Below are 22,906 nucleotides of genomic sequence, written 5' to 3'. Positions count from 1 at the left end.
AGGTTAAACCACACACTCTCTTAGACGCGTGTCATAAGCAGCTGTGAGCGGTTCAGCGCGGAGCGAGTGCAACGAGCGAGCACTGCCTAGCGAACGGCTGGTTATGAAAGCGCGGCAAAAAGAATATGTTTAACTCCCTTAGTATTGCAGAATACCAAGCAATCATTGTCTGACCGTTATTAATCATTTATTGCTGCATCATAATGTCACGATTTAACGGCATTAACCATTTGCTCCCGCATCCCAGCTCAGCATAACGCTCTCACTAGGCAGTGCTCGCTCACTAGCGTTCGCTCCGCGCTGAACCGTTCGATCGTTAGTCTGAGCTGTGCTGAAATCAGTTATGGCGGATTAAGACGATGGCTTTAGATTTAGTCATTTTAGATTTAGTTGCTTTAGAGATGACTGCTTTAGGATTGGTGATTTTAAAGATGGATGATGTAAAAATAACTGGATACGACCATCAAAAATTAGGCTTTAGGTTAAACCACCCTCTCTCTTAGACGCGCGTCATAAGCAGCTGTGAGCGATTCAGCGCGGAGCGAGTGCAACGAGCGAGCACTGCCTAGCGAACGGCTGGTTATGAAAGCGCGGCAAAAAGAATATATTTAACTCCCTTAGTATTGCAGAATACCAAGCAATCATTGTCTGGCCGTTATTAATCTTTTATTGCTGCATCATAATGCCACGACCTAACGGCATTAACCATTTGCTCCCGCATCCCAGCTCAGCATAACGCTCTCACTAGGCAGTGCTCGCTCACTGGCGTTCGCTCCGCGCTGAACCGTTCGATCGTTAGTCTGAGCTGTGCTGAAATCAGTTATGACGGATTAAGACGATGGCTTTATGTTAACCCCCCCCTCTCTTAGACGCGTGTCATAAGCAGCTGTGAGCGGTTCAGCGCGGAGCGAGTGCAACGAGCGAGCACTGCCTAGCGAACGGCTGGTTATGAAAGCGCGGCAAAAAGAATATATTTATCCCATAATAAAAAACCCCTCATGCAAAACACAGAGGGGTTTTAAAGGTCTATGACAAACAGACTCGGCTATTAGCCTCCGAATGTACGTACAAGAACCAAAGATAAGCTTGGGAATAAAACCAGCAATACGATACGTAGAATATCCCATGTCAAAAAGGGAACCACACCACGGAAAATCGTACCTGCTGAAATATCACGTGCAATATTATGAATAATAAAGACGTTCATTCCCACAGGCGGTGTAATTAAGCCAATCTCCATCACTACTAAAGCCAATACACCAAACCAAATGGCTTTCTCATCCATACCTAAGCCCCAGAAATCCATGCCCAAAATCAAAGGCAAGAAAATTGGGATAGTGAGCAGAATCATAGACAAACTGTCCATGACACAACCCAACAAGATATAAACAATGATAATAGCGAACAGAACGCTAAGCGGGCTTAGACCTAAGGATTCGACCCAAATCACAAAATTTGCTGGAATTTGGCTGACAGCTAAAAACGCATTGAGCATGTCGGCACCGACGAGGATCAAAAACATCATGCCAGTACCAATCGCTGTACCTAAAATACTGCGCTGTAAGCCACCATTGCTTAGGCCACCAGAACGCCATGCGGTTACACCTGTGGCTACCGCACCTACTGCTGCGGCTTCGGTAGGGGTGAACAAGCCGGCGTAAATACCGAAAATCACCACACCAAAAATAAGCAGTACGGGCCATGTAGAGGCTAAGGTTTTTAAACGACGGCCCCATGTATGGCGCTCTACGCGTGGGCCGGCTAAGTCGGGGCGTATCCAACACACCAAACCCACCACCACAATATAGCCAATCACTGCAATAACGCCAGGCAAAAATGCCGCCATAAACAGTTTGGCAATGTTTTGTTGAGCCAAAATGGCATAAATAACCAGTGGCACAGACGGTGGAATTAACATGCCTAGGGTGCCACCTACAGCCAAAGAAGCACCAGCTAAGCTGGGCGCGTAGTTGTGGCGTCGTAGCTCGGGCAAGACCACATGCGACATGGTTGCTGCAGTAGCAAGAGAAGAACCGCTAATTGCACCAAAACCTGCACACGAGGCAATACCGGCCATCGCCATGCCACCACGCCAATGTCCAATAAATGAATTGGCGGCATTAAACAAGGCGCGCGATAAACCGCCTTGGGTAGCGAACTGCCCCATCAATAAGAACAAGGGCACCACTGACAGGTCATACACTGAAAACCGTCCGTAGACCGCGTGTTTTAAATGCGCCATAAGAGGGTCTATACCGCTGACCCATGCGTAACCGATAGCACCAGCCAAGAACATGGCAACGCCAATATGTACGCGAATAACTAAAAGAAAGAGTAAGAGCCCTGTGATAATGAGCCCGATGGTAGTGCCTGTCATACCAACACCTCTTCATCAGAGGCGTTCTTTTGCCAACCAAATGTCATGGTGTAAAGAGCTGCAATGCCAAAAATAATAAACGAAGGAACAATAGGTAAATAGCCCCACCAAATAGGCAAGCCAAGCACCATTGAGCTTTCCTGGTACTCACGCATATCGACCATGCCTTCCCAACTGCGCCATGCTAATAAAAAAGCACATAAAGCCAAAAGCAAGCACGCAAAAGAATCTAAATAACGTTTTAAAGACTGAGGTGCCCAAAGGGTAAAAAAGTCGACAAAAACATGACCATGGCGTAACTGGCAATAAGGCATACACAAGGTAATACCTACTGCAGAGAGCACTTGAATCAGCTCGTAATCACCAGGGATGGGCATAGAAAAAAAAGTACGCCCAATTACACTAATTACCGACATAACGGCTTCGGTAATAAAAAGAGCACCTCCGATGTAAGCCAGAACAATACAAAGGCGATCTATAAAGGCTCCAACTGGACCTGGAGCGGTGTGGGTTTCTGAAGTCGACATAATAATGCTAGTCACGCAGACCTTGGGCAACCACGCCCAAGATCCAATGCGATACAGGGTTAAAGGAATTAATTCGCAGCTTCAGTGTATTTCTTAACTAAAGCACGCGCTTCATCAACCATCTTCTGACCGTCTTTTCCTTTGCTAGTTATATCTTTTACCCACTCAGCCACGACGGACTCAGAGGCAGCTTCCCATTTTGCGGTTTCATCAGCAGACAGAATTATCACTTCGTTACCACGGCTTTCAGCGGCTTCGCGACCGGCAGCATCCGCGGCTTGGTATTGTGAAGCAATCCAGCCCGATACGTCACGGCCACTATTGTCATCAATCACTTTTTTCAGGTGATCTGGCAAGCTGTTGTAACGTTTTTCGTTCATTACGTACACCATAGTAGCCGTAGTCATAGCACGACCAGGTTCGGTGTCCGTGTGATACTTGGTTAGCTCATGCGCTTTGGTGGCTGGTAGAACTTCCCAAGGAACTAAAGCCCCATCAATCACGCCCTTGGATAGACTTTCTGCCATTTGAGGTACAGGCATCCCTACCGGAGTAGCACCTAGCGTAGCTAAAAGACGGTTACCAAGACGAGAAGGAGCACGTACTTTAAGACCTTTTAAGTCCTCTAGTGTGCGGATGGGTTTGTCGCGCATATGTAACTGGTTTGCACCGTTTACCCATGCACCGATTAATTTTACACCTTTGTATTCGTCCATGGCGTTTTCACTGACAAAATCCCACATCGCCATTGATGAAGGAGAATGAGTTGTGGTCATAAATGGCAACTCAAAAATTTCTGTCACAGGAAAACGACCTGCTGTGTAACCAGGCAAAGTCCAGACGATATCAGCAACGCCATCACGCGCTTGATTAAAAAGCTGAGGCGGTGTGCCACCTAGCTGCATAGCTGGGTATATCTGGCATTTAAGTTCACCTTTGGATTCTTGCTCGATTTTTTCACACCACGGCGCAATAAACTTGGTGTGGCCTGGCGCGCTAGGAGGCAAAAAGTGAGCTACTTTCAGCGTGATGGTTTCAGCTTGAACGCTTAGTGCGGACAATGCTGCTGCGGCTACAAACGCAGCAGATAAAATAGGTTTAACTCGCATAACTTTAGTCTCCAAAAGTATTTTTATAACTAAATACCTAAGGTTAATGAAAGGGTCAAAAAGAGTGATAAGGCAACAGTTGAGCTTGTGTATAAGTACATACATTGCTCATATTTTGATACATATAAACCACTATTTATCGATTAGATTTCCTCAGTATCGATCTCTTTCAGGGTTGCCTCGGGATAACGATTACCCGCAATAGTGTGCTGGTTGATCAGTTTTCCGGCTTGAGCCACCACTGCACTGCTAAGTTGCACGTGTGCAGCCTGAATATTTTCAGTTAAGTGCTCTATAGAACGGGTACCCGGGATAGGGATTACGTTCGGGCTCTGGGCAAGCAACCAAGCTAAGGCTAGTTGGGCAGGTGTGCAACCGGCCTGAAGCGCCAAAGCCTCAAATTCCTGCAACGCTTTCAAGTTATGGCTAAAGTTAGGCTCTTGAAAACGTGGCATATTTAGTCGGATGTCATTTTTAACCAAAGCGTCAAGATGACGCAATTTGCCAGTTAAAAAACCTCGCGCTAACGGACTAAAAGCCACTAGATTAGCACCAATGTCTTCACAAGCCGCTAAAGCACCGTACTCGGCATTGCGTGACCACAAGGAATACTCATTTTGTACAGCTGTAATAGGGTGAACCTGATGGGCCTTGCGAATTGTAGCCCCAGAGACTTCCGAAAGGCCAATAAAACGGATTTTTCCCGCCGCGACTAAATCAGACAATGCACCAACACTGTCCTCGATAGGTACCGATTTATCCCAACGGTGTAAATAATACAAGTCGATCACATCCGTTTGCAAGCGCTGTAATGAAGCGTCGCACTGGGCTTTGATCGTTTCAGGGCGGCCGTCTATGACCCGTTTACCATCTACCCCAGCCATGCCGCATTTACTGGCTAAAAAAATCTGTTGGCGATGGGGTTTAAGTACTGAACCCACTAAGGTTTCGTTTTTGCCAAAACCATATAACGTTGCCGTATCAAAATGATTAACCCCAAGCTCTAGGGCTGCTTGAAGCAAACGAATACCATCGTCCTGAGACAAAGGCTCGCCATAGGCGTGGCTTAGGTTCATACAGCCTAAACCAATAGGAAAAACCGATTCATTTGCAATGGTTCTGGTCATTGATTGACTCCGTTAACAGCTTTCCCCTAGCTCGGGTAAGAGCTAGGGGAATAATGGAATTTACACTAATTGCTGCTCTAGCTCGTGCAAAGTGCGGTAGCACTCAAACACAGAGGCCACACTAGAGTTAGGCTCGCGCCCTTCTACGATGGCAGCGATGAACTCACGGTCTTGTAGCTCGATACCGTCCATAGAAACGTCTACTTTAGACACATCAATGGCTTCGTCTTTGCCAGTGAATAAGTCATCGTAACGCGCTAAATACGTACCATTATCACAAATATAGCGGAAGAAAGTCCCAAATGGCCCGTCATTATTAAACGATAGCGACAAGGTACATACTGCACCGCTTTCTGTTAGCAACTGAATGGACATATCCATTGCAATGCCTAGCTCGGGGTGAATAGGCCCTTGGATTGCGTTGGCTTTTACAACCTTAGAGCCTGTTTGGTACTGGAACAAATCCACGGTGTGTGCAGCATGGTGCCACAACAAATGGTCAGTCCAAGAGCGCGGCTTGCCTAGTGCATTGGTATTGGTACGACGGAAGAAATACGTTTGCACATCCATTTGTTGGATAGCAAGATCGCCTGCTTTAATTTTGTTGTGAACCCACTGGTGACTGGGGTTAAAGCGACGTGTATGGCCTACCATGGCGACCAAGCCCGTTTCCTTTTGCAAAGCCACCACCTCTTCGGCGTCAGCTAAATTGTCTGCTAAAGGAATTTCAACCTGCACGTGCTTGCCCGCTTTTAAACAAGCCAAGGTTTGCGAAGCGTGCATTTGCGTTGGTGTACACAAAATAACAGCGTCCACATCGGGGCTGTTCAAAGCGTCTTCGAGGTTGCCAGAGGCATTAGGTACGCCGTATTTATCGGCGACCTCTTGGGCTTTTTCCTTTGAGCTAGAAACCACATAGGTGACCTCAGCTTCGGGGATACGCGCCAAACCATCTAAGTGTTTAATACCGAAAGCACCAGCACCGACTAGAGCAATTTTAACTTTTTTCATAGGTGTTCTCTTTCAATCCGAAATTAGAAAAACATGGCCTACGGCCTTAGTCTTTGTTCTCTAAAATCAAGTGTCCGACAGCCGTATTTGAAGCAGGCACATGATAGAAGCGATGCAACACATCTACATCTGCATCCATAGCACCACGTGCAATCAGCCACATTACTAGCTCGATGCCCTCGGAACCGGCTTCGCGCACGTACTCGACGTGAGATACCTGAGCTAACTCGTCGGGTTCTTCGACTAATCGGTCTAAAAACTGGTTATCCCACTCGGCGTTGATTAAACCAGCGCGAGGACCTTGGAGCTGATGACTCATGCCACCGGTACCCCAAATTTGTACGTTTAGATCTTGATCAAACGACTCTACCGCACGGCGAATAGCGCGACCTAAATCCAAACAACGCTGACCAGAAGGCACAGGGTATTGCACTACGTTAACATGCAGAGGAATCACAGGACATGGCCACTGCTCGGGCTGACCAAACATAAGGGAAAGCGGAACAGTTAAACCGTGGTCCACTTCCATTTTGTTGCACAGTGTTAAGTCAAACCCGTCTTGAATAACAGAGTGTGCAATATGAGCAGCTAGCTCGGGATGACCTTCTACATCCGGCACTGGGCGTTTACCCCAGCCTTCGTCGCTAGTTTCAAACGATGCACCCGTACCCAATGCAAAGGTAGGAATTAAGTCTAGGCTAAAGTTATTAGCATGGTCGTTATAAACCAAAATGATGACATCCGGCTTATTGTCTTTTTCCCATTGTTTGGAAAACTCGTAACCATCAAAAACCTTTTTCCAATACGGCTCTTGGTCTTTGCCTAAATCAAGTGCGGCCCCAATCGCAGGAACATGGGAGGTATAAACAGAATGTTTAATTTTTGCCATGACTCAGCCCTTATTTGTCGTCACTTTGTTCGTGTAAATAGCGATTACCTTTTGGTGAACGGCCACCGTTAACCATCATGTCGCGGTAGGCTTCTTCGGTCATACCGGTCATGCTGCCAGCCATTTGCTGGAACGACTTGCCATCGGTTGCACCGATTTTGGCCAAAAAGTAAATATTGCCACCTAATTCCATGCAACGGTTTAGGTCACGATCTAATACCGCCTGTTTTTGTTCAGGGGTCATAGGCCACTCGTTTAAGTAGGCCACTTCATCCGCTTTAAAGCGTTCGCGGTTTTCCGCTTTCATCAAGGACATGCAGAACTGATTTAAGTGATAGCCTTTACGCGATTGCTCGGCATCAAAAATAATCGTTCCTGGAATGTCTTTATAGGGTTTATCCAGTGCCACTATGCTCTCCTTTATTCTGAACGTAGCTCTTCGGGCCAATACAAACGCATGGGGTTATCCACCAGCAATGCCTGCTGCTCGTCTGTAGTGGGCGCGATCTGAACTACATAATCAACCAATAGTCCATCATCAGGCATATGGTCTTTGAGGTTAGGATGCGGCCAATCGGTGCCAAACAGCACACGATCCGGGAATTCTTGCATCAGACGACGTGCAAACGGCACGACGTCTTGGTACGCATGTTGCTCGCCATTTAATGCCGCTGGCCCTGTTTTGCTTAAACGCTCGGGGCATGAAAGCTTTGACCAGATGTTGGGGTGTTCTTGCATTAAGCGCACAAACAAATTGAACTCTTCACCGTCTACAGGTTTGGACACATCGGGACGCCCCATGTGATCCACCACCACGGTAGTAGGGAGCTCGGTAAAGAAGTCCCAGAGTTCAGGCAAGTCTTGTGCTTCAAAGTACACCACCACATGCCACCCTAAAGGTGCAATTTTCTGTGCAACCTTTAGCAATTCCTCTTTGGGAGTGAAATCGACCAAGCGTTTTACAAAGTTAAACCGCACGCCACGCACGCCGGCCTCGTGTAACTGCTGTAGCTCGGCCTCGGTCACCTCAGAGGACAACGTGACCACTCCGCGCGCTTTGCCATCAGCAGACAACAACGCATCAACCAATGCGCGGTTATCTTTACCGTGACAAGTCGCTTGTACTATGACATTTCGACTAAAACCCAAGTGATCGCGCAAAGCAAATAATTGCTCTTTGCTGGCATCACATGGGGTGTATTTACGTTCGGGCGCATAAGGAAACTGCGCTCCTGGGCCAAACACATGACAGTGAGCATCCACTGCACCGGCTGGCATGACAAATTTTGGTTTGCTAGGATTAGGGTAAAACGCCAACCAGCCTGGAGTTACTTCAAATTCCATGTTGCACCTATCTGCTTTTTTATTTTAGTCGATGTATTTCAAGCCAGCTTTAGCTAGTGGCTCGCGCATGTTGTACATGTCTAGCCCTAACACGCCATCGGCCAGTTTTTGACGTTTTTCGCCTTCGTTGTCTTCACGCTTTTGGGCAGCATCAGCCACTAACGCAGCAATAGCTTTGGGCACCACCACAACGCCATCTGCGTCGGCAATAACCACATCACCGGGGTTAACGGCTGCACCAGCACACACCACAGGAATATTCACTGAGCCCAATGTGGCCTTGATGGTACCTTTAGCTGAAATGGCTTTACTAAAGACGGGAAAGCCCATTTTTTCTAGGTCTTCCACATCGCGCACACCGCCATCAATAATAAGACCTTTAGCGCCACGTGCCATAAATGAAGTGGCTAAGAGATCGCCAAAGAATCCATCGGTACACTCGCTAGTGCAAGCCGCAATAACCACATCGCCGGGCTGCAACTGCTCGGCCACTACGTGCATCATCCAATTATCGCCGGGTTGCAATAAGACCGTAACGGCAGTGCCACAAATTTTAGCACCTGAGTAAATAGGACGCATATAGGGTTTCATTAGCCCCACGCGACCCATGGCCTCGTGAATGGTTGCTACACCAAATTTAGACAATCGGGCGACGGCTTCGGCATCGGCCCGCTCAATAGATTGTTTTACTATACCTAGTTCATTTAACTGCGTCATGCTTAGCGTCCTTGTTGTTTGAGTTGCTGATCTAAACGAGGGAATACGCGACGGGCATTGCCTTCGTAGACGTTATGGCGTTGCTGTGCCGACAAAGCACTGGCTTCGATATAACGCTTGGTGTCGTCAAAGTAAAATCCAGTGGTAGGATCGATGGTACGTACTGCACCGATCATCTCTGACGCAAACAACACGTTGTCGTGCGGAATCACATCTAACAGCAAATCAATACCAGGCTGATGATACACACATGTGTCAAAGAAGATATTGTTTAATAAATGCTGCTCTAGCTCGGGTTTTTTCAACATCATCGCCAAACCGCGGAAGCGTCCCCAATGGTACGGCGCAGCACCACCACCGTGTGGCACAATCAAACGCAGCTCTGGGAAATCTTTAAACAAATCACCTTTTAGCAACTGCATAAAAGCGGTGGTATCCGCATTTAGGTAATGATCGCCCGTGGTGTGGAAGCACTCTTTGCAGCTAGTGCTAACGTGTACCATCGCTGGTAAATCGTACTCGACCAGTTTTTCGTAGAGCGGATACCAGTAGCGGTCAGTCAAAGGAGGAGATGTCCAATGACCACCAGAAGGATCGGGGTTTAGGTTTACACCGACGTTGCCAAACTCATTAACGCAACGCTCTAGCTCGGGAATACATGTTTCAATGGCTACACCGGGTGATTGAGGTAGCATGGCTACTGGCACAAATCGGTCGGGGAACAACTGAGAAACGCGATAGCACATCTCATTACAAATTGCTGTCCAAGCAGCCGAAACTTCAAAATCACCAATGTGATGTGCCATAAAACTGGCTCGGGGTGAGAATAAGGTGAGATCAATGCCGCGCTCGTTCATCAAGCGCAATTGATTGTTTTCTATAGACTCACGAATTTCATCGTCACTGATGGTCAAATCCGAAGCGCTGGGCTTAGGGCCTTTGCCGTCAAAGGCCGCAATTTGCTTGTTTCGCCAGTCTTCTAGAGCTTGGGGAGCTGTGGTGTAATGGCCGTGACAATCGATAATTAAACTCATGTCTATTCCCTTGTAGTAACTGTAATGACATTGACGCATTTCAACTATTATCGCTATCGCTTTTTGTTTAAAACAGTCGATTTGCTATATATGAGCTATGTCAAAATGGCATACAAACCCCGAAAACATCAGGGTCCCTGATATCTTGACACTGTATAATGCCCCAGTAACTGCAACGAGCTACTGGGGCCTAAATGTATGGTGTGTAATCTTATTTAAAAACAGATTTTGGCACATAAGCCTCGCCCGCCATTAGCGCACGAGCAGTACGCAATAAGGCGGATTTAACAACCTCTGTGGGGTTTTCAGGGTTGAGTTCTAAAGCAACAGAAAATTCACCGCTGGGGTGTTCAATGGAAAGGGTTTGCTTTAAACCAGAACCTTTTTGCGTCAGACCATCTGCCACGGTACCCGGCAAAACACACGCTGTAGCTACTGTAACCGCAGCCAGTACCCCAATGGATTCGTGGCACACGTGTGGAATGTAGCAGCGCGTATGAATGGCCCCGCCATGCAAAGGTCGGTTCAGCAAACACATTTTGGGAAAATTTTTAGCACTAACATCGCCTAAGCCCATTTTCCTTGAGGCTGCTAGACGCAGTTTTTCAATTAAATCTTTAAGCTCGTCGTCTTGGTTGAGCTGGTCTACAGACTCATAAGCTGTGCGCTGTACGTCTTCGGCGCGCACTAAAATCATAGGCATACCGTTATCAATACACGTCGCCTGTAGTGTGCCAAACCCGTCAATGGTGAATTCGTCCACCACATTGCCTGTGGGCAGCAACGAACCACATACCGAGCCAGCCACGTCTAGAAAATTAATGGTAATAGGAGCACTGCTGCCTGGAGCACCATTAATGGTAGCATCGCCCTCGTAGGTGATTTCACCGTTGGGAGTTTGCACCTCGATCTCGCTTACCATATTGGTATTTAGAGTTAAGACTTTGACTGTGGTAGTATCTGCTTGGGGAGTAATTAGGCCTTTTTCCAAGGCAAAAGGCACCACCGCCGCAAGCATATTGCCACAGTTTGGCGTGGTATCAACGGTGTCTTTTTCCGGTTGTAGCTGCGCAAACAAAAAAGTAAGGTCGGCTTCGCCCGTTTCACAAATATCGACAATGCCTACTTTACTAGTCAATGCATGGGCACCACCTATGCCATCAATTTGACGTCGATGGGGCGACCCCAAAATAGAAAGCAGCACTTGATCACGAGTGTGAGGGTCTGCGGGTAAGTCTTTTGCATAAAAGAATGGCCCTTTGGATGTGCCGCCGCGCATTAAAATACAAGGAATGCCTGTTTGACTAGCCATATATTACTCCGTCAATTGCTGACCCAAAGACACGCCACACTTTTGTCTTCCAGTCTAACTTATTGTTTATCTAACTATTGTAGTAAGCCATCCAAAAGATAAAAGCATCAAATCTATCTATTAGCTATGTCAAATCAGCATAACGGCTTAAAGCCATTACAGGACTACACCATGGATCTCAAACAGCTGAAATACTTTACTCAAGTCGCAGAGTTAGGTAGCTACACTCGAGCCGCCGAGGTTACCCATGTCGCCCAGCCTGTACTAAGTCGTCAGATTCGCAAGCTGGAAACAGAATTACATCAAAACCTGCTCATTCGGCATGGTCGAGGCGTAGTGTTAACCGACGCTGGACGCACCTTATTAGCCCACAGTCGCATTATCTTGCAGCAACTCGAACAAGCCCAAGAGGACCTAAGCCTGTCCGAAGGCAAACTAACAGGGCATATTAATTTAGGTTTACCACCAACGGTAGCGCGTACCATTTCGTTAGATTTAGTGCGGGCATTTAAGCGCGACTTTCCCGATGCACGTCTTACCCTAACCGAAGCGCTCACGTCTAATATCGAAGAAGGTCTGCATTTGGGTCGTTTAAACATTGGTTTGCTTTACAACCCGACCTCAACTGAAAACCTAGAAACTCGCCTATTAGCCAAAGAGGCCTTGTATTTGATTTGTGATAAGCACAGCCCTTATATCCAAGGTCGTAGCTCTATCTCTTTACGAGAGCTGGTTGATATTCCACTGATTATGCCCAGTGACTCCAACACCTTTCGTTCTCTGCTTGAACAAGAAATGCTCAAATTGGACTTAAAACCCAAGATCGAGCTGGAAATTAATAGCGTGGGGGTAATTACTCAGCTTTTAGCTGTGGGAATGGGGGCGGCTATCTTGTCGCGTTCGGTATTGGACTTCATTCCCGATAGCAGTTTGCTACGAGCCGTCCCCATTGAAAACCCGTGCTTAGTGAACCGACTGTACTTGGCATATTCATCAAAGCGTCTACAAACCAAACTTCAACGCAAACTCATCGATGTACTGATTGAGCTCTGCGACAAACACTTTTCTAAAAACTACCCCACCAGCGTGGTAGGTACAGAAGACCCTTAACCAGTCGGTTCACCGCAGCGTCATGCCCAACGGGGCACCTACGCTACGTAACTACAAGGGATACTGACGCGGTGTGGTTTGTATGGTTACCCAACGCATTTCAGTAAACTCATTCACCGCAGACTTACTGCCAAAACGGCCGTAGCCACTGTCTTTGGAACCCCCAAATGGGGCTTGAGCCTCGTCATGTACGGTAGGACCGTTGATATGACAAATACCACTTTCAATTTGCTTAGCTAAATCTAAGCCTTTATTGATGTTTTGTGTAAATACCGCAGCAGACAAGCCATAGGCTGTGTCATTGGCTAAACGAACGGCTTCTTCTTCGGTTGCAAACGTGGTCATTGTGGCTAGAGGACCAAAGGACTCCTCGGCATAAAGCTTCATCTCGGGCGTAATCCCATTCACAATCAGCGGATGCATCAACGCCCCGTCTGTTTGCAGTGGCACTGGCAACGTAGCCCCCTTGGATACCGCGTCTTCGACCAAAGCCGTAATGCGTTGTACTGACTGCGGGCTTTCTAGGTACGCAAAAGTCGTGTCCTCTAAGTCTGGTGAGCCCACTTTAATGCGCTGGATTTTAGCCACTAATTTTTCTAAAAACGCATCGGCAATTTTTTCACTCACCAAAAGACGCTCTGTGGACATACAAATCTGCCCTTGGTTAAAAAACGCACCAAAGGCTACGCCTTCGACGGCCTGATCCAAGTCGGCATCCTCGCACACAATAACAGGAGCTTTGCCACCTAGCTCGAGCAGCACAGGTTTTAAGTATTTAGCCGCTGTACCTGCGATGATTCTGCCCACTTTGGTAGAGCCAGTAAAGTTCACACGCTTCACAGCAGGATGGGCGATAAGCTGCTCTACAATAGCAGGAGCGTCCTCGGGGGCATTGGTAATTACATTCACTACCCCTGCACCAATACCTGCATCGTTTAGCACTTCTCCGATTAAGGTATGCGTAGCCGGGCAAAGCTCTGAGGCTTTAAGGATTACCGTATTACCGCAAGCCAATGGCATAGCAATAGCACGGGTCGCTAAAATAACCGGCGCATTCCAGGGTGCAATGCTTAATATCACACCACATGGCACTCGAAAACCCATAGAAAGGCTACCCGGTAAATCTGATGGAATAATAGAGCCATCAATTTGGGTAGTCATTGCTGCCGCTTCGCGCAAAATATTCGCTGATAAATGCACGTTGAAGCCGTACCACGAGTTAGTCGAGCCGGTTTCCTGACGCGCTGTGAGCACAAACTCTTGGGCACGCTGATCCATTAAGTCGGCCGCTTTAAGTAAGCGTTTGCGGCGCTCGGTGGGACCAAGCTTTGACCAAACATGAAATGCTTTTTCGGCTGACTCGAGCGCGGCCTGCACATCGGCGGGCTGTGCCGCTGCGGCCACTGTAGCCACCTCGCCGGTAATAGGGTTCATACGCGTAAATGTCTTTTGTTCAACGGCATCGCGCATCTGACCATCAATGAGTAACTTCACTGTATTCACAGGGTATCTCCAGTTTACTTTGAGTTCATAACCCAACATCAATAATGAATGGGCTGGCTATATAAGCCACCCGGCTATTGACCACCTCAAAGCCATAATATGTGTCTTGAGCATATATGGTGTACTGCTTGGTTCTTGTTGCGACCTGTTTTATCCGGCCTTGGCAACAAGAACTGAATAAGTGCTCCGGGCAGGAGCCTAATAGAGTGATAGGGAGTCCAAACATTTAAGTTTGGCTCCCTATACCTATTATGAGACGATCATAGCGTTAATTAGTAAGGTAACCCTACATAATTCTCAGCTAATAGACGCGCCCCGTTTTCAGAGTTAAGCAATTGCATAAACTCCGCTTTTTGCATTTTTTTGTCCCACGCATCATGTTCGGGGAAAGTGTGCAGCATATTGGTCATGTACCAAGAGAATCGCTCTGCCCCCCAAACGCGTTTCAAGCAGCGCTCAGAGTAGCCCTCGATGCCAGCAGTATCGTTATTTTTATAAAAATCGATTAAGGCATCGGATAAGTACAACACGTCGCTAGCGGCTAAGTTAAGCCCTTTAGCACCTGTTGGGGGCACAATATGTGCCGCATCACCAGCTAGGAACAAATTGTGGTAGCGCATGGGCTCGGCCACAAAGCTGCGCAATGGAGCAATACTTTTTTCTATGCTGGGCCCAGTAACCAGATTGGCAGAGCGCTCTGGGCCAAGGCGAGTGCGTAACTCGTCCCAAAAACGCTCGTCACTCCAGTCTTCGACCTTATCTGTTAGTGGAACCTGTAAATAGTAACGGCTGCGTGTTTTAGAGCGCTGGCTACATAATACAAAACCCCGTTCGTGTTTTAGATAAATCAATTCATCCGACACTGGTGGTGTATCAGCCATCAAGCCTAACCAACCAAAAGGATAAACACGCTCGTAAGTTTTTAAAATATCAGCAGGAATGGTTTTGCGCGATACACCATGGAAACCATCACAGCCTGCTACATAATCACAATCTAAGCGGTGCTCTTGGCCGTCTTTAATATAAGTAACATAAGGCGTCGCTGTATCCACATCATGCAAAGCCACGTCTTTGGCTTCATAAATAGTCGTGGCCCCAATGGCTTCGCGCGCTGCCATTAGGTCGCGTGTAACTTCAGTTTGACCATAGACCACCACATGACGGCCCACCTGCTTCTCAAAATCCACGCGGTAGGACATGTCGTTAAAGATGATTTCACAGCCATCATGGTTCAAGCCGTGTTTCTCTAGGTTTTCGGTAACACCAGCACGCTTTAAACCATCAATAGTCACGCTTTCTAGTACGCCAGCACGAATACGACCTAATACGTATTCACCTGTTTGGCGCTCTAAAATAACGTTGTCGATACCATTTCTGGACAAAATTTGACCAAGCAACAAACCAGACGGGCCGGCTCCAATAATAGCGACTTGCGTACGCATGTTTTCCTCCGCTACAGAAATTGCAGTGATATAGATAGATGTCTTCATTGTCTGCAAAAAAAACCAAAGGAAAAACCACATAACTGTACTAACAGTTATGCGTTTTCATAGCGCTTGCGCCTATTTTTAGCTAAAAACCGATTTCAAACCAAAAAAATGGCTCTTTATGAGCCACAGGTAAAACACTTAACAGCCGCCTGCATAATCACTTTGACGCCATGCCTCAAACACCGTCACAGCTACAGCATTTGATAAATTTAAACTGCGCTGCCCTGGCATCATCGGTAAACGCAATCGTTGACCTACATCAAACAAGGCCACTTGCTCCGGCTTTAAACCAGCTGTTTCACAGCCAAACACAAACACATCACCAGGCAAAAAAGAATGATTAGCAATTAGGCTTGAGCCTTTGGTTGTCATAGCAAAGCAGCGCGTGGGTGCCGCACCAATCTGCTCTAAAGCAGTAGGCAAATCGGGATGAATTTGCATATGTGCCCATTCGTGGTAGTCAAGACCGGCACGTTTAAGCTTGCTGTCCTCAAGCCTAAAGCCTAACGGTTCGACCAAATGCAAATGGGCACCGGTGTTAGCAGCAAGACGGATGATGTTGCCCGTATTAGGGGGGATTTCGGGGGAAACCAGAACTATATGAAACATGATTTTTATTCGTTAAGCCACGGGGTTCGTGCCAAAGCCAAACCATAGACTTGATGTACTCCGTGCGCTTGTGCGCATAGAGCTGCCCCGTGCAACGTGCTACCTGTGGTCAACACATCATCGATGACAAGCAAAGTCTTAGGTGTGGCCGTAGAGCACCACTGAAAAGCACGTTGAGCATACTGCCAACGCTGATTTTGGGTACGGTGTTTTTGGGCTTGAGCATGTGCTGGCTGTGCCAATGCAATAGCGCTAGGAGCCCAATGTAAGCCTAAGCCCTGCGCCACATAGCGCCCTAGCTCTGCCGCAGGATTAAAACCGCGCTTGCACAGTGCTTGACGACGCGATGGAATAGCTACCACCCACGTATCAGCAGGCAACACCCACGAATCTGCCCTTAGAACTTCAAGCATTAACTCGGCCAAAACAGGAGCCAAACGAAACTGTCCAAAGCTTTTTAAGCGCCACACCAGACTGTCAACCGGCGCAGCATAATCAAACGCAACAGCCAACTGAGCCAGCGCCAGAGGCCTGTCGCGGCACGACATACAATCCAGATGCAAGCTCTCACCATCGCCCAAAACCGCTACTTTACACCGTTGGCAGCGCCAACGCACTTGTTTATGTCCACCCAACCAGTCAGTGCGGCACTCTGCACACAAAATAAAATGGGACTTCGCTAATGCGCTTTTCCGGTTAGAGTTCGGCATCAATAACCGTCTTTGCCCTGTGCCACCTAAAGGCAATGTGCACAACAAACAGTGATTTTGAAACAATAAACGCAACGATTGGGTGTACTTTGAACGCAGCATGCAGTCGCCTCCTAGAGGGAAATCAGCCATAATAGATAGACTTCTTTGCTGTGAATTTTCCTAGGTGTTGCTCTACATGACCACGTCTCGCCCTATTAATGCTCGTCACGTTCAACTGCAGTTCAATCGGCGCGCGCCCTTAGATGCAGCGCAGTTTTTGTACGGCGAAATCGCCCAGCGCATGCTGTCACGGCTTAGCTATATGACCTTGCAGCCCACCGATATTTTGGATGCCGGTTGCGGCGCAGGCCATGCGGTTGACCCGCTACGGGCTAAATACGTTGATATGAAATACGTAGGGGTGGATCACAGCTCAGCATTATTGGCTCTTGCTACACAACGCCATGGCCAAAGCCCCAGTTTATGGCAACGCTTACGCAAAAAAGAGTCTAATGCCCCACAGTTCGTAGAAGCCGACCTGGCTCAAACTCACCTAGCGCCTGCGTCTTTTGATTTAATTTGGTCTAATTTAGCCTTGCACTGGCATCCCGAGCCCGAGCAGGTCATCAATGAATGGCGTCGCCTTTTGCGCCCTGAGCGCTTATTGATGTTCTCGACTTTTGGCCCTGCGAGCTTTATCGAGCTTCGACAGGCAGTGGCTCAGGCCGAGCTAAATACGGCGCTGCTTGAGTTTGTGGATATGCATGATTACGGCGATATGCTGTTACAGCATGGCTTTACTGACCCCGTTATGGATCAGGAAACCCTGACCCTTACGTATGGGTCTGCACAGAAGTTACTTAAAGACGTGTACCATTTGGGCGGCAACCCGCACCCCCAACGTCGCCCTGTGACACGGGCAGCACTGCAACGTTTAATTCAAGCACTAGAAAGCCAACGGCAAATGGATGGCAAAATCCACCTGACCATCGAGGTCGCCTATGGGCACGCTTGGCGTACCACTGCTCAGCAGCATGGCAACGAAGTGCGCATACCCCTAAGCAGTATTAAGCGCAAAAACTAAGAGGACTGCTGACGACGACGTGCCGACGCGTCAATGCCTAGTTGTTTTAATTTGCGGTATAAGTGCGTGCGTTCTAGACCAGTGCGCTCGGAAACTCGAGTCATGCTGTAATTTTCGCGTGCCAAATGGTATTCGAAATAAATGCGTTCGAACTCATCACGGGCTTCGCGCAAAGGTAAGTCCAGCGAAATAGAGCCTAGGTATGACTCGTCTTGAGGCTGCGGTGCTGCTTGAGCCATAGCCGGAGCCGTTGCGCTAGTGCTGGCAACATTTTGCACTACATTTTTGGGAACCACCACAGTGCGCTCTAAGCCCGAAGCCACCGCCTCGAGTAGTTTTTGCATTGCAATGGGTTTTTCTAAGAAGTCCACCGCCCCAATACGGGTGGCTTCCATGGCGGTATCGACAGTGGCATGACCACTCATCATAATTACCGGCATATCTAATAAGCCGCGGGCTGCCCACTCTTTAAGTAGGCTGACTCCGTCGATGTCGGGCATCCAGATATCAAGTAACACTAAATCTGGGCGAGCCCGTAAACGCGCTTCTCGTGCTTGAGCTGCGTTTTCTGCCACCTCTACGGAGTGACCCTCGTCGTATAAGATTTCCGATAAGAGTTCACGGATACCGATTTCGTCATCAACTACCAGAATTCTGGCCATAAACCGTCCCTAACGTTCTTTTTAGGCATTATGATTGCCCTCGGATTTATTATGCAATGTTTGCGTCGTATTGGCTAGGCGCATAAATAACATTGAAATTCGTGCGCCGCCATCTTGGCGATTCGCTAAATCTATTTTACCGCCATGTTCTTCAATAATTTTCTTTACTATAGCAAGCCCTAATCCGGTGCCTGTGGACTTGGTGGTAATGTACGGCTCAAACACCCGAGCCAAAATAGCATCATCAAAACCAGGACCATTATCAGACATCACTAATCGTACTGCGGGTTGAGATTGATTATTATCTACGTGGGTAAGGCTAGTACGCACTACTATACAGGGATTTTCTTGTGATTTATCGTGTTCCAGTGCATCTGTAGCGTTACTTAGCAAATTATGGATAATTTGGCGCAGCTGCGTTGGGTCGCCCTCAAGCAAAGGCAAACCCTCGTACAAGCTAATTTGCAAAGGAATGCGTTGTGGATCAACGCTAGTTTGCGTCACCGGATCCCAGCCGTACAAACTGGCTATTTCAGAGATTAACTCATTTAAATCAACAGACTGCATTTGAGCCGGTGGAGTACGAGCGTACTCGCGGAAGTCCTCGACCATTTGTTTAAGCGAAGCCACTTGATTCACAATGGTGTTGGTGGCTCGGGTTAACATGCCCGCGTCTTTTTCGTCTAGCTTATCTACCAGCTTCAAAGCCAAACGTTCCGCTGAAAGCTGAATGGGGGTTAAGGGGTTTTTAATTTCATGAGCCAAACGACGTGCAACCTCCCCCCACGCCGCTAAGCGATTCACAGAAATCACATCACTAATGTCATCAAATACGACCAAATAGCCATTGCGTTGCCCATCCACGACCAAGGTTGTCCCTCGAGCCAATAACGTAATAATAGTGGGCTCTACATCGTATGCAGTGCGTAACTCGATCTCGAACTGCTGCTGCCAATGCTCACGCTCGGACTCAACCGCCACATGGGAAGCAAACGCATTTCGGATGTGGGTGGCAAACGCTTGAATTGGCTCAAACTCATCAAGACTACGCCCCATCAGCCCCAGCAAATCTATTTGTAAAATACGCTGCGCGCCTTCGTTAAAGCGGGTTAGGCTAAATCTTTCATCAAATACCAGCACCCCAGCCGAAAGATGACTTAGCACGGACTCCAAATACACATTGGAGCGTTCCAGTTGGCGCTTATTGTTTTCCACCATACGCCGCGCCTCTTCGAGCTGACGCGTCATGGCGTTAAAAGAACGCGTTAACTGCCCTACCTCGTCGGCAGAAGACGCCATCTCTGGCAAAGGACGGTAATCCCCCACCCCGACAGCTTGGGTACCCCCTGCCAAGGTCAGCAACGGCCGTACCAGACGACGTGACAAGGCAAATGCCGCCACTACCGCTGCAAACACCGCCAACACCAATGCTAAAGTCAGGGTCAGGCTGTAGAGCTTGCGTAAACCCACGCGCGATAGTCCTAGCTCTTGGTAGTCGTTATAACCTTGTTGGATTAAATTGGCGTGACGCGCTAGTTTCTCGGGCACCGGTTGAATCACCTGCAGCCAGCGCTTGTCAGGATTCACCCCATACTGAGTCAAACTGTTTTCATTTGACACCAAAGGCAAAATGACACGCAGCCGTAACCCCATTTCACCCGGACTGTTTTCGTCTACTTCAACGGCGGCATACTCATGCGCCACACGTAACTGATTGATAACCTGAGGTGGGGGCAAATCGGGCAACAACAACGCATAGTCCGAACTGGAAAAAGACAGTAAACGCCCACTAGAGGTAAACACCATGACCTCTTTCATCTCATAGCTTTCGCGCAAAGTACTCAGCATGATGGCGCTGCCATTGGGTGCGCCGTCTAAGCCAGCAACCAACTGATTCGCTTGTTTTTTTACCTCGTCCAGTTGCTGATCGAGTGCGGCACGACCTAGATTCAATCCGGACTCCAGCGCTGAATCTACCCGCACATTAAACCAAGACTCGATGGACTTGGACAAAAAATGCACAGACAGCACATAAATTAAAGCACCGGGAATAATGCCAATTAAGGTGAAATACCACGCAAAGCGTGCCGTCATCTTGGCACCAAACTGACGGCGGCGTATTTGACGCCAAAGGCGGACAGTAAGAATTAACACCCAAAAAATCAGGGCAAGCGCTAAGACCAGGTTTAAGCCTAGTAGCACCTCATAATACTGCGCAAAACGCGAAGCATTTACCGTGGACCACACCAGCATAGCCAAAAGTGCAATCGCACTAATGACGGCAACAACTAAAGCAAAGCGCAGCGACCAACGTATTAGGGCTGGAGCGCGTCGACGGAGAAATTGAAATTTTTCCATGGGGTTGCTAAGGACCACGAGCGCCCATTCAAAGCATCAACCTGAAGCGGACGGGTTAAAAGAGAAGTGTCTAGGCGCAAGCGTAAGCGCCCCTCGTATGTTTTATTGGGGTCTAAATCAATGGCATACGCCACCGCCCATTGTCGGATAGATTGCATAGGATACAACGCATCCTGCAAAGACGACTCGGGCCAAAGCAGATCGCCGGCCCCTACACGCCACTGCCGTGTGAGGGCGTTATAGACCACCCGCCATGTTTGGCTTTCTTTAATTTCTGTTTTGTCGAACCACCACCAACGCGCCCGATTAATTTCCACATCGGCAGTAAAGTGTAAAGGCACGCCTTTCAAGGCCGCCTGACGTAACTCATCAGAAAGCTCAAACTCAATATCAGCATTAATGAAAAGCTTGCCGTCTTCGATGTATGGCTCAACCACAATGACTTGCTCAGCCCCACCGAGCTGGGCGGGGTCATCAGCATTTGCTGCCGTGACCCACACCATCAAACTGATAAAACAAGCCACTATCACGTGTATAGAAAAACGTAATTCGCGCATTGTTTACTACCCTATTGAGCACTTTTTTGAAGCAAAGCGTAGAAAAACCCATCGCCCCCCGCCTGGTCATGCGTCGTTAAGGACGGCAGAACCTGCAAGGGTGACTCGGGTAATAGTACCGCATCTGGATGCTGTGCTAGAAACTGCTCGAGTTGTTGTTGCCCTTCTTCGGGAAAAACCGAACACGTTACATAGAGCAAATGACCGGTAGGTTTTAACGTGCTCCATAACGCTTTGAGTATGTGCTGCTGTAATGCCGCTGTAGCCTGAATGTCGGACTCACGTCGCAACCAGCGAATATCAGGATGACGTCGCACAATGCCAGCGGCGGTGCACGGCACATCAGCCAAAATCGCATCAAAAGGCACACCATCCCACCACGCATTTAGGTCTTGGGCTGGCGCAGCCTTTAGCTGCACATGATTACCCTCTAGCCCTAGTCGCTGTATGTTTTCACTGACGCGCTCTAGACGACTGGCGTCCACATCTAAGGCCACCAGATCGATATCGGCACGCTCTAATAAGTGGGCTGTTTTACCCCCGGGGGCAGCGCAAGCGTCTAGCACGCGCATACCATCGGTTATAGGTAGCAAGCGTCCGGCAATTTGGGCAGAACTGTCTTGTACCGACCACCAGCCCAAATCAAAAGCAGGAATCTGCTGCACAGGACGAGCTTGTTGCAGAATAACGGTATCGTGACCGGGCGACCAAGCTGGAATCTGGGCTTGCTCGAGCAAGGCCAAGAGCCGCGCTACGGAACAACGACGCTGATTCACCCGCAAGGTTAATGGAGCGGGAATAGCCGCTACCTGCAAAATCTGCTGCCAATCGTTGGGATAAGCTTTTTTTAAACGCTGCACCCACCATGCTGGGTGATTCCAGCGTGCGACGGGCTTTTTTAAAGCTTGCTCAAGCAATGCGTCTCGTTCACGAATAAAACGCCGCAACACGGCATTTAATAAGTTTTTAAAAGGCCGCAACTGACGTTGTGACTGGGCGGCTTCGACGGCTTGGTCTACCACGGTGTGCACCGAATAAATAGGCGTTTCGGGACGATCGCTAAATGCAGTTCGATCTGCTTGAAAACGCACAGCCACATCCACCAAAAGCAGAGCTTCCATCAGTAACGCGTCTAGTAGCGGCTCTTTGGGTTGACGCGGTACCAACAAACGACGCAGCTCTTGCGCCAAGCCCAAGTGACGTAAAGCATAAAAACTGTGAGCCTGTGCAGCCGCACGCACCGACGTTGGCGTGCGCGCCAAACTGTCAGTTAGCGAAGACCCTGTAAGAACCTCGTGGATATGACGAGCGGAAGCAAGTAAAACCTGAGCTAAAGCAGGCTGAGAAGCGGTAGACATGAAAAACTGAGCCAAAAAAAGCCAAAAAAGGCAGCA

General features: G+C 48.3%; 22 protein-coding genes. 3 read left to right on the top strand and 19 right to left on the bottom strand.

What is annotated here, in order from left to right:
- Positions 1–359: 359 nt before the first annotated feature.
- The gene (locus ACBP46_RS12170; protein WP_371016987.1) at positions 360–503 is read left to right on the top strand and encodes a hypothetical protein; all 144 of its coding nucleotides are present in this window, start codon (positions 360–362) and stop codon (positions 501–503) included.
- Between the two features lie 545 nt (positions 504–1,048).
- Here ACBP46_RS12170 and ACBP46_RS12165 read toward each other — a convergent pair.
- The 11 genes from ACBP46_RS12165 to ACBP46_RS12115 all read right to left on the bottom strand — a co-directional run bounded on the left by ACBP46_RS12165 (position 1,049) and on the right by ACBP46_RS12115 (position 11,447).
- Positions 1,049–2,377, bottom strand: a complete 1,329-nt coding sequence (locus ACBP46_RS12165; RefSeq protein ID WP_371016986.1) for a TRAP transporter large permease — start codon at positions 2,375–2,377, stop codon at positions 1,049–1,051.
- Positions 2,374–2,904, bottom strand: coding sequence for a TRAP transporter small permease (locus tag ACBP46_RS12160; protein WP_371016985.1), 531 nt, complete (start codon positions 2,902–2,904; stop codon positions 2,374–2,376). The genes ACBP46_RS12165 and ACBP46_RS12160 overlap by 4 nt, the downstream gene beginning before the upstream one ends.
- A gap of 68 nt (positions 2,905–2,972) precedes the next feature.
- Complete coding sequence (locus ACBP46_RS12155; RefSeq protein WP_371016984.1) at positions 2,973–4,013, bottom strand: TRAP transporter substrate-binding protein; 1,041 nt, start codon at positions 4,011–4,013, stop codon at positions 2,973–2,975.
- Positions 4,014–4,156: 143 nt separating this feature from the next.
- Complete coding sequence (locus ACBP46_RS12150; RefSeq protein ID WP_371016983.1) at positions 4,157–5,140, bottom strand: aldo/keto reductase; 984 nt, start codon at positions 5,138–5,140, stop codon at positions 4,157–4,159.
- A gap of 60 nt (positions 5,141–5,200) precedes the next feature.
- Positions 5,201–6,151: a Gfo/Idh/MocA family oxidoreductase gene (locus ACBP46_RS12145; protein ID WP_371016982.1), complete on the bottom strand. Its 951-nt coding sequence runs from the start codon at positions 6,149–6,151 to the stop codon at positions 5,201–5,203.
- Positions 6,152–6,197: 46 nt separating this feature from the next.
- Positions 6,198–7,040: a class III extradiol dioxygenase subunit beta gene (locus tag ACBP46_RS12140; protein WP_371016981.1), complete on the bottom strand. Its 843-nt coding sequence runs from the start codon at positions 7,038–7,040 to the stop codon at positions 6,198–6,200.
- Between the two features lie 10 nt (positions 7,041–7,050).
- Positions 7,051–7,449, bottom strand: coding sequence for a protocatechuate 4,5-dioxygenase subunit alpha (gene ligA, locus ACBP46_RS12135; RefSeq protein WP_371016980.1), 399 nt, complete (start codon positions 7,447–7,449; stop codon positions 7,051–7,053).
- 11 nt (positions 7,450–7,460) lie between these two features.
- Positions 7,461–8,384 carry an amidohydrolase family protein gene (locus ACBP46_RS12130; protein ID WP_371016979.1) on the bottom strand — a complete coding sequence of 308 codons (924 nt, stop codon included), beginning with the start codon at positions 8,382–8,384 and terminating at the stop codon, positions 7,461–7,463.
- Between the two features lie 24 nt (positions 8,385–8,408).
- On the bottom strand, positions 8,409–9,101 hold the full coding sequence (ligK, locus tag ACBP46_RS12125) for a 4-carboxy-4-hydroxy-2-oxoadipate aldolase/oxaloacetate decarboxylase (protein ID WP_371016978.1): 693 nt from the start codon (positions 9,099–9,101) through the stop codon (positions 8,409–8,411).
- 2 nt (positions 9,102–9,103) lie between these two features.
- A complete protein-coding gene (locus ACBP46_RS12120; protein ID WP_371016977.1) occupies positions 9,104–10,135 on the bottom strand; it encodes an amidohydrolase family protein in 1,032 nt (343 codons plus the stop codon).
- 211 nt (positions 10,136–10,346) lie between these two features.
- Complete coding sequence (locus tag ACBP46_RS12115) at positions 10,347–11,447, bottom strand: 4-oxalomesaconate tautomerase (protein WP_371016976.1); 1,101 nt, start codon at positions 11,445–11,447, stop codon at positions 10,347–10,349.
- 171 nt (positions 11,448–11,618) lie between these two features.
- Here ACBP46_RS12115 and ACBP46_RS12110 point away from each other — a divergent pair, with 171 nt between their 5' ends.
- Complete coding sequence (locus tag ACBP46_RS12110; protein WP_371016975.1) at positions 11,619–12,557, top strand: LysR family transcriptional regulator; 939 nt, start codon at positions 11,619–11,621, stop codon at positions 12,555–12,557.
- A 51-nt stretch (positions 12,558–12,608) separates the two neighbouring features.
- Here the strand turns inward: ACBP46_RS12110 and ACBP46_RS12105 are convergent, their stop codons facing one another.
- The 4 genes from ACBP46_RS12105 to ACBP46_RS12090 form a co-directional block, all read right to left on the bottom strand.
- On the bottom strand, positions 12,609–14,060 hold the full coding sequence (locus ACBP46_RS12105; protein WP_371016974.1) for an aldehyde dehydrogenase: 1,452 nt from the start codon (positions 14,058–14,060) through the stop codon (positions 12,609–12,611).
- A 272-nt stretch (positions 14,061–14,332) separates the two neighbouring features.
- Positions 14,333–15,502: a 4-hydroxybenzoate 3-monooxygenase gene (gene pobA, locus ACBP46_RS12100; RefSeq protein ID WP_371016973.1), complete on the bottom strand. Its 1,170-nt coding sequence runs from the start codon at positions 15,500–15,502 to the stop codon at positions 14,333–14,335.
- Positions 15,503–15,688: 186 nt separating this feature from the next.
- The gene (locus tag ACBP46_RS12095; RefSeq protein WP_371016972.1) at positions 15,689–16,159 is read right to left on the bottom strand and encodes a tRNA (cytidine(34)-2'-O)-methyltransferase; all 471 of its coding nucleotides are present in this window, start codon (positions 16,157–16,159) and stop codon (positions 15,689–15,691) included.
- Positions 16,160–16,164: 5 nt separating this feature from the next.
- Entirely contained in the window at positions 16,165–16,971 is an 807-nt protein-coding gene (locus ACBP46_RS12090; protein WP_371016971.1) for a ComF family protein, read from the bottom strand.
- Positions 16,972–17,047: 76 nt separating this feature from the next.
- Here ACBP46_RS12090 and ACBP46_RS12085 point away from each other — a divergent pair, with 76 nt between their 5' ends.
- On the top strand, positions 17,048–17,935 hold the full coding sequence (locus ACBP46_RS12085) for a methyltransferase domain-containing protein (RefSeq protein ID WP_371016970.1): 888 nt from the start codon (positions 17,048–17,050) through the stop codon (positions 17,933–17,935).
- On the opposite strand, the gene ACBP46_RS12080 is transcribed toward ACBP46_RS12085, so the two are convergent.
- From ACBP46_RS12080 to rsmB, 4 genes are read right to left on the bottom strand one after another with little or no spacing between them, the layout of a single operon-like run.
- Positions 17,932–18,597 (bottom strand): response regulator, encoded by a 666-nt coding sequence (locus ACBP46_RS12080; RefSeq protein WP_371016969.1) that lies wholly within the window; start codon positions 18,595–18,597, stop codon positions 17,932–17,934. The two genes, ACBP46_RS12085 and ACBP46_RS12080, sit on opposite strands and share 4 nt — an antisense overlap.
- Positions 18,598–18,618: 21 nt before the next feature.
- On the bottom strand, positions 18,619–20,913 hold the full coding sequence (locus tag ACBP46_RS12075; protein ID WP_371016997.1) for a sensor histidine kinase: 2,295 nt from the start codon (positions 20,911–20,913) through the stop codon (positions 18,619–18,621).
- The gene (locus ACBP46_RS12070) at positions 20,913–21,512 is read right to left on the bottom strand and encodes a DUF4390 domain-containing protein (RefSeq protein ID WP_371016968.1); all 600 of its coding nucleotides are present in this window, start codon (positions 21,510–21,512) and stop codon (positions 20,913–20,915) included. Before ACBP46_RS12070 ends, ACBP46_RS12075 begins: the two co-directional genes overlap by 1 nt.
- Before the next feature lie 11 nt (positions 21,513–21,523).
- A complete protein-coding gene (gene rsmB / locus ACBP46_RS12065) occupies positions 21,524–22,870 on the bottom strand; it encodes a 16S rRNA (cytosine(967)-C(5))-methyltransferase RsmB (protein WP_371016967.1) in 1,347 nt (448 codons plus the stop codon).
- Positions 22,871–22,906: the final 36 nt, after the last annotated feature.

Source organism: Paenalcaligenes hominis (assembly GCF_041359055.1).
Lineage (GTDB): Bacteria > Pseudomonadota > Gammaproteobacteria > Burkholderiales > Burkholderiaceae_B > Paenalcaligenes > Paenalcaligenes hominis_A.
The sequence above is the reverse complement of the archived record's forward strand: the minus strand, read 5'-3'. Positions and strand labels throughout refer to the sequence as shown.

Bases quoted from the DNA above. Each gene is read 5' to 3' on its own strand.
- ACBP46_RS12080 (WP_371016969.1), bottom strand. From the start codon at position 18,597: ATGGCCAGAATTCTGGTAGTTGATGACGAAATCGGTATCCGTGAACTC.
- ACBP46_RS12120 (WP_371016977.1), bottom strand. From the start codon at position 10,135: ATGAGTTTAATTATCGATTGTCACGGCCATTACACCACAGCTCCCCAA.
- ACBP46_RS12145 (WP_371016982.1), bottom strand. From the start codon at position 6,151: ATGAAAAAAGTTAAAATTGCTCTAGTCGGTGCTGGTGCTTTCGGTATT.
- ACBP46_RS12070 (WP_371016968.1), bottom strand. From the start codon at position 21,512: ATGCGCGAATTACGTTTTTCTATACACGTGATAGTGGCTTGTTTTATC.
- pobA (WP_371016973.1), bottom strand. From the start codon at position 15,502: ATGCGTACGCAAGTCGCTATTATTGGAGCCGGCCCGTCTGGTTTGTTG.
- ACBP46_RS12090 (WP_371016971.1), bottom strand. From the start codon at position 16,971: ATGCTGCGTTCAAAGTACACCCAATCGTTGCGTTTATTGTTTCAAAAT.
- ACBP46_RS12140 (WP_371016981.1), bottom strand. From the start codon at position 7,040: ATGGCAAAAATTAAACATTCTGTTTATACCTCCCATGTTCCTGCGATT.
- ACBP46_RS12160 (WP_371016985.1), bottom strand. From the start codon at position 2,904: ATGTCGACTTCAGAAACCCACACCGCTCCAGGTCCAGTTGGAGCCTTT.
- ACBP46_RS12115 (WP_371016976.1), bottom strand. From the start codon at position 11,447: ATGGCTAGTCAAACAGGCATTCCTTGTATTTTAATGCGCGGCGGCACA.
- ACBP46_RS12170 (WP_371016987.1), top strand. From the start codon at position 360: ATGGCTTTAGATTTAGTCATTTTAGATTTAGTTGCTTTAGAGATGACT.
- ACBP46_RS12150 (WP_371016983.1), bottom strand. From the start codon at position 5,140: ATGACCAGAACCATTGCAAATGAATCGGTTTTTCCTATTGGTTTAGGC.
- ligK (WP_371016978.1), bottom strand. From the start codon at position 9,101: ATGACGCAGTTAAATGAACTAGGTATAGTAAAACAATCTATTGAGCGG.
- rsmB (WP_371016967.1), bottom strand. From the start codon at position 22,870: ATGTCTACCGCTTCTCAGCCTGCTTTAGCTCAGGTTTTACTTGCTTCC.
- ACBP46_RS12110 (WP_371016975.1), top strand. From the start codon at position 11,619: ATGGATCTCAAACAGCTGAAATACTTTACTCAAGTCGCAGAGTTAGGT.
- ACBP46_RS12085 (WP_371016970.1), top strand. From the start codon at position 17,048: ATGACCACGTCTCGCCCTATTAATGCTCGTCACGTTCAACTGCAGTTC.
- ACBP46_RS12095 (WP_371016972.1), bottom strand. From the start codon at position 16,159: ATGTTTCATATAGTTCTGGTTTCCCCCGAAATCCCCCCTAATACGGGC.
- ACBP46_RS12165 (WP_371016986.1), bottom strand. From the start codon at position 2,377: ATGACAGGCACTACCATCGGGCTCATTATCACAGGGCTCTTACTCTTT.
- ACBP46_RS12130 (WP_371016979.1), bottom strand. From the start codon at position 8,384: ATGGAATTTGAAGTAACTCCAGGCTGGTTGGCGTTTTACCCTAATCCT.
- ACBP46_RS12155 (WP_371016984.1), bottom strand. From the start codon at position 4,013: ATGCGAGTTAAACCTATTTTATCTGCTGCGTTTGTAGCCGCAGCAGCA.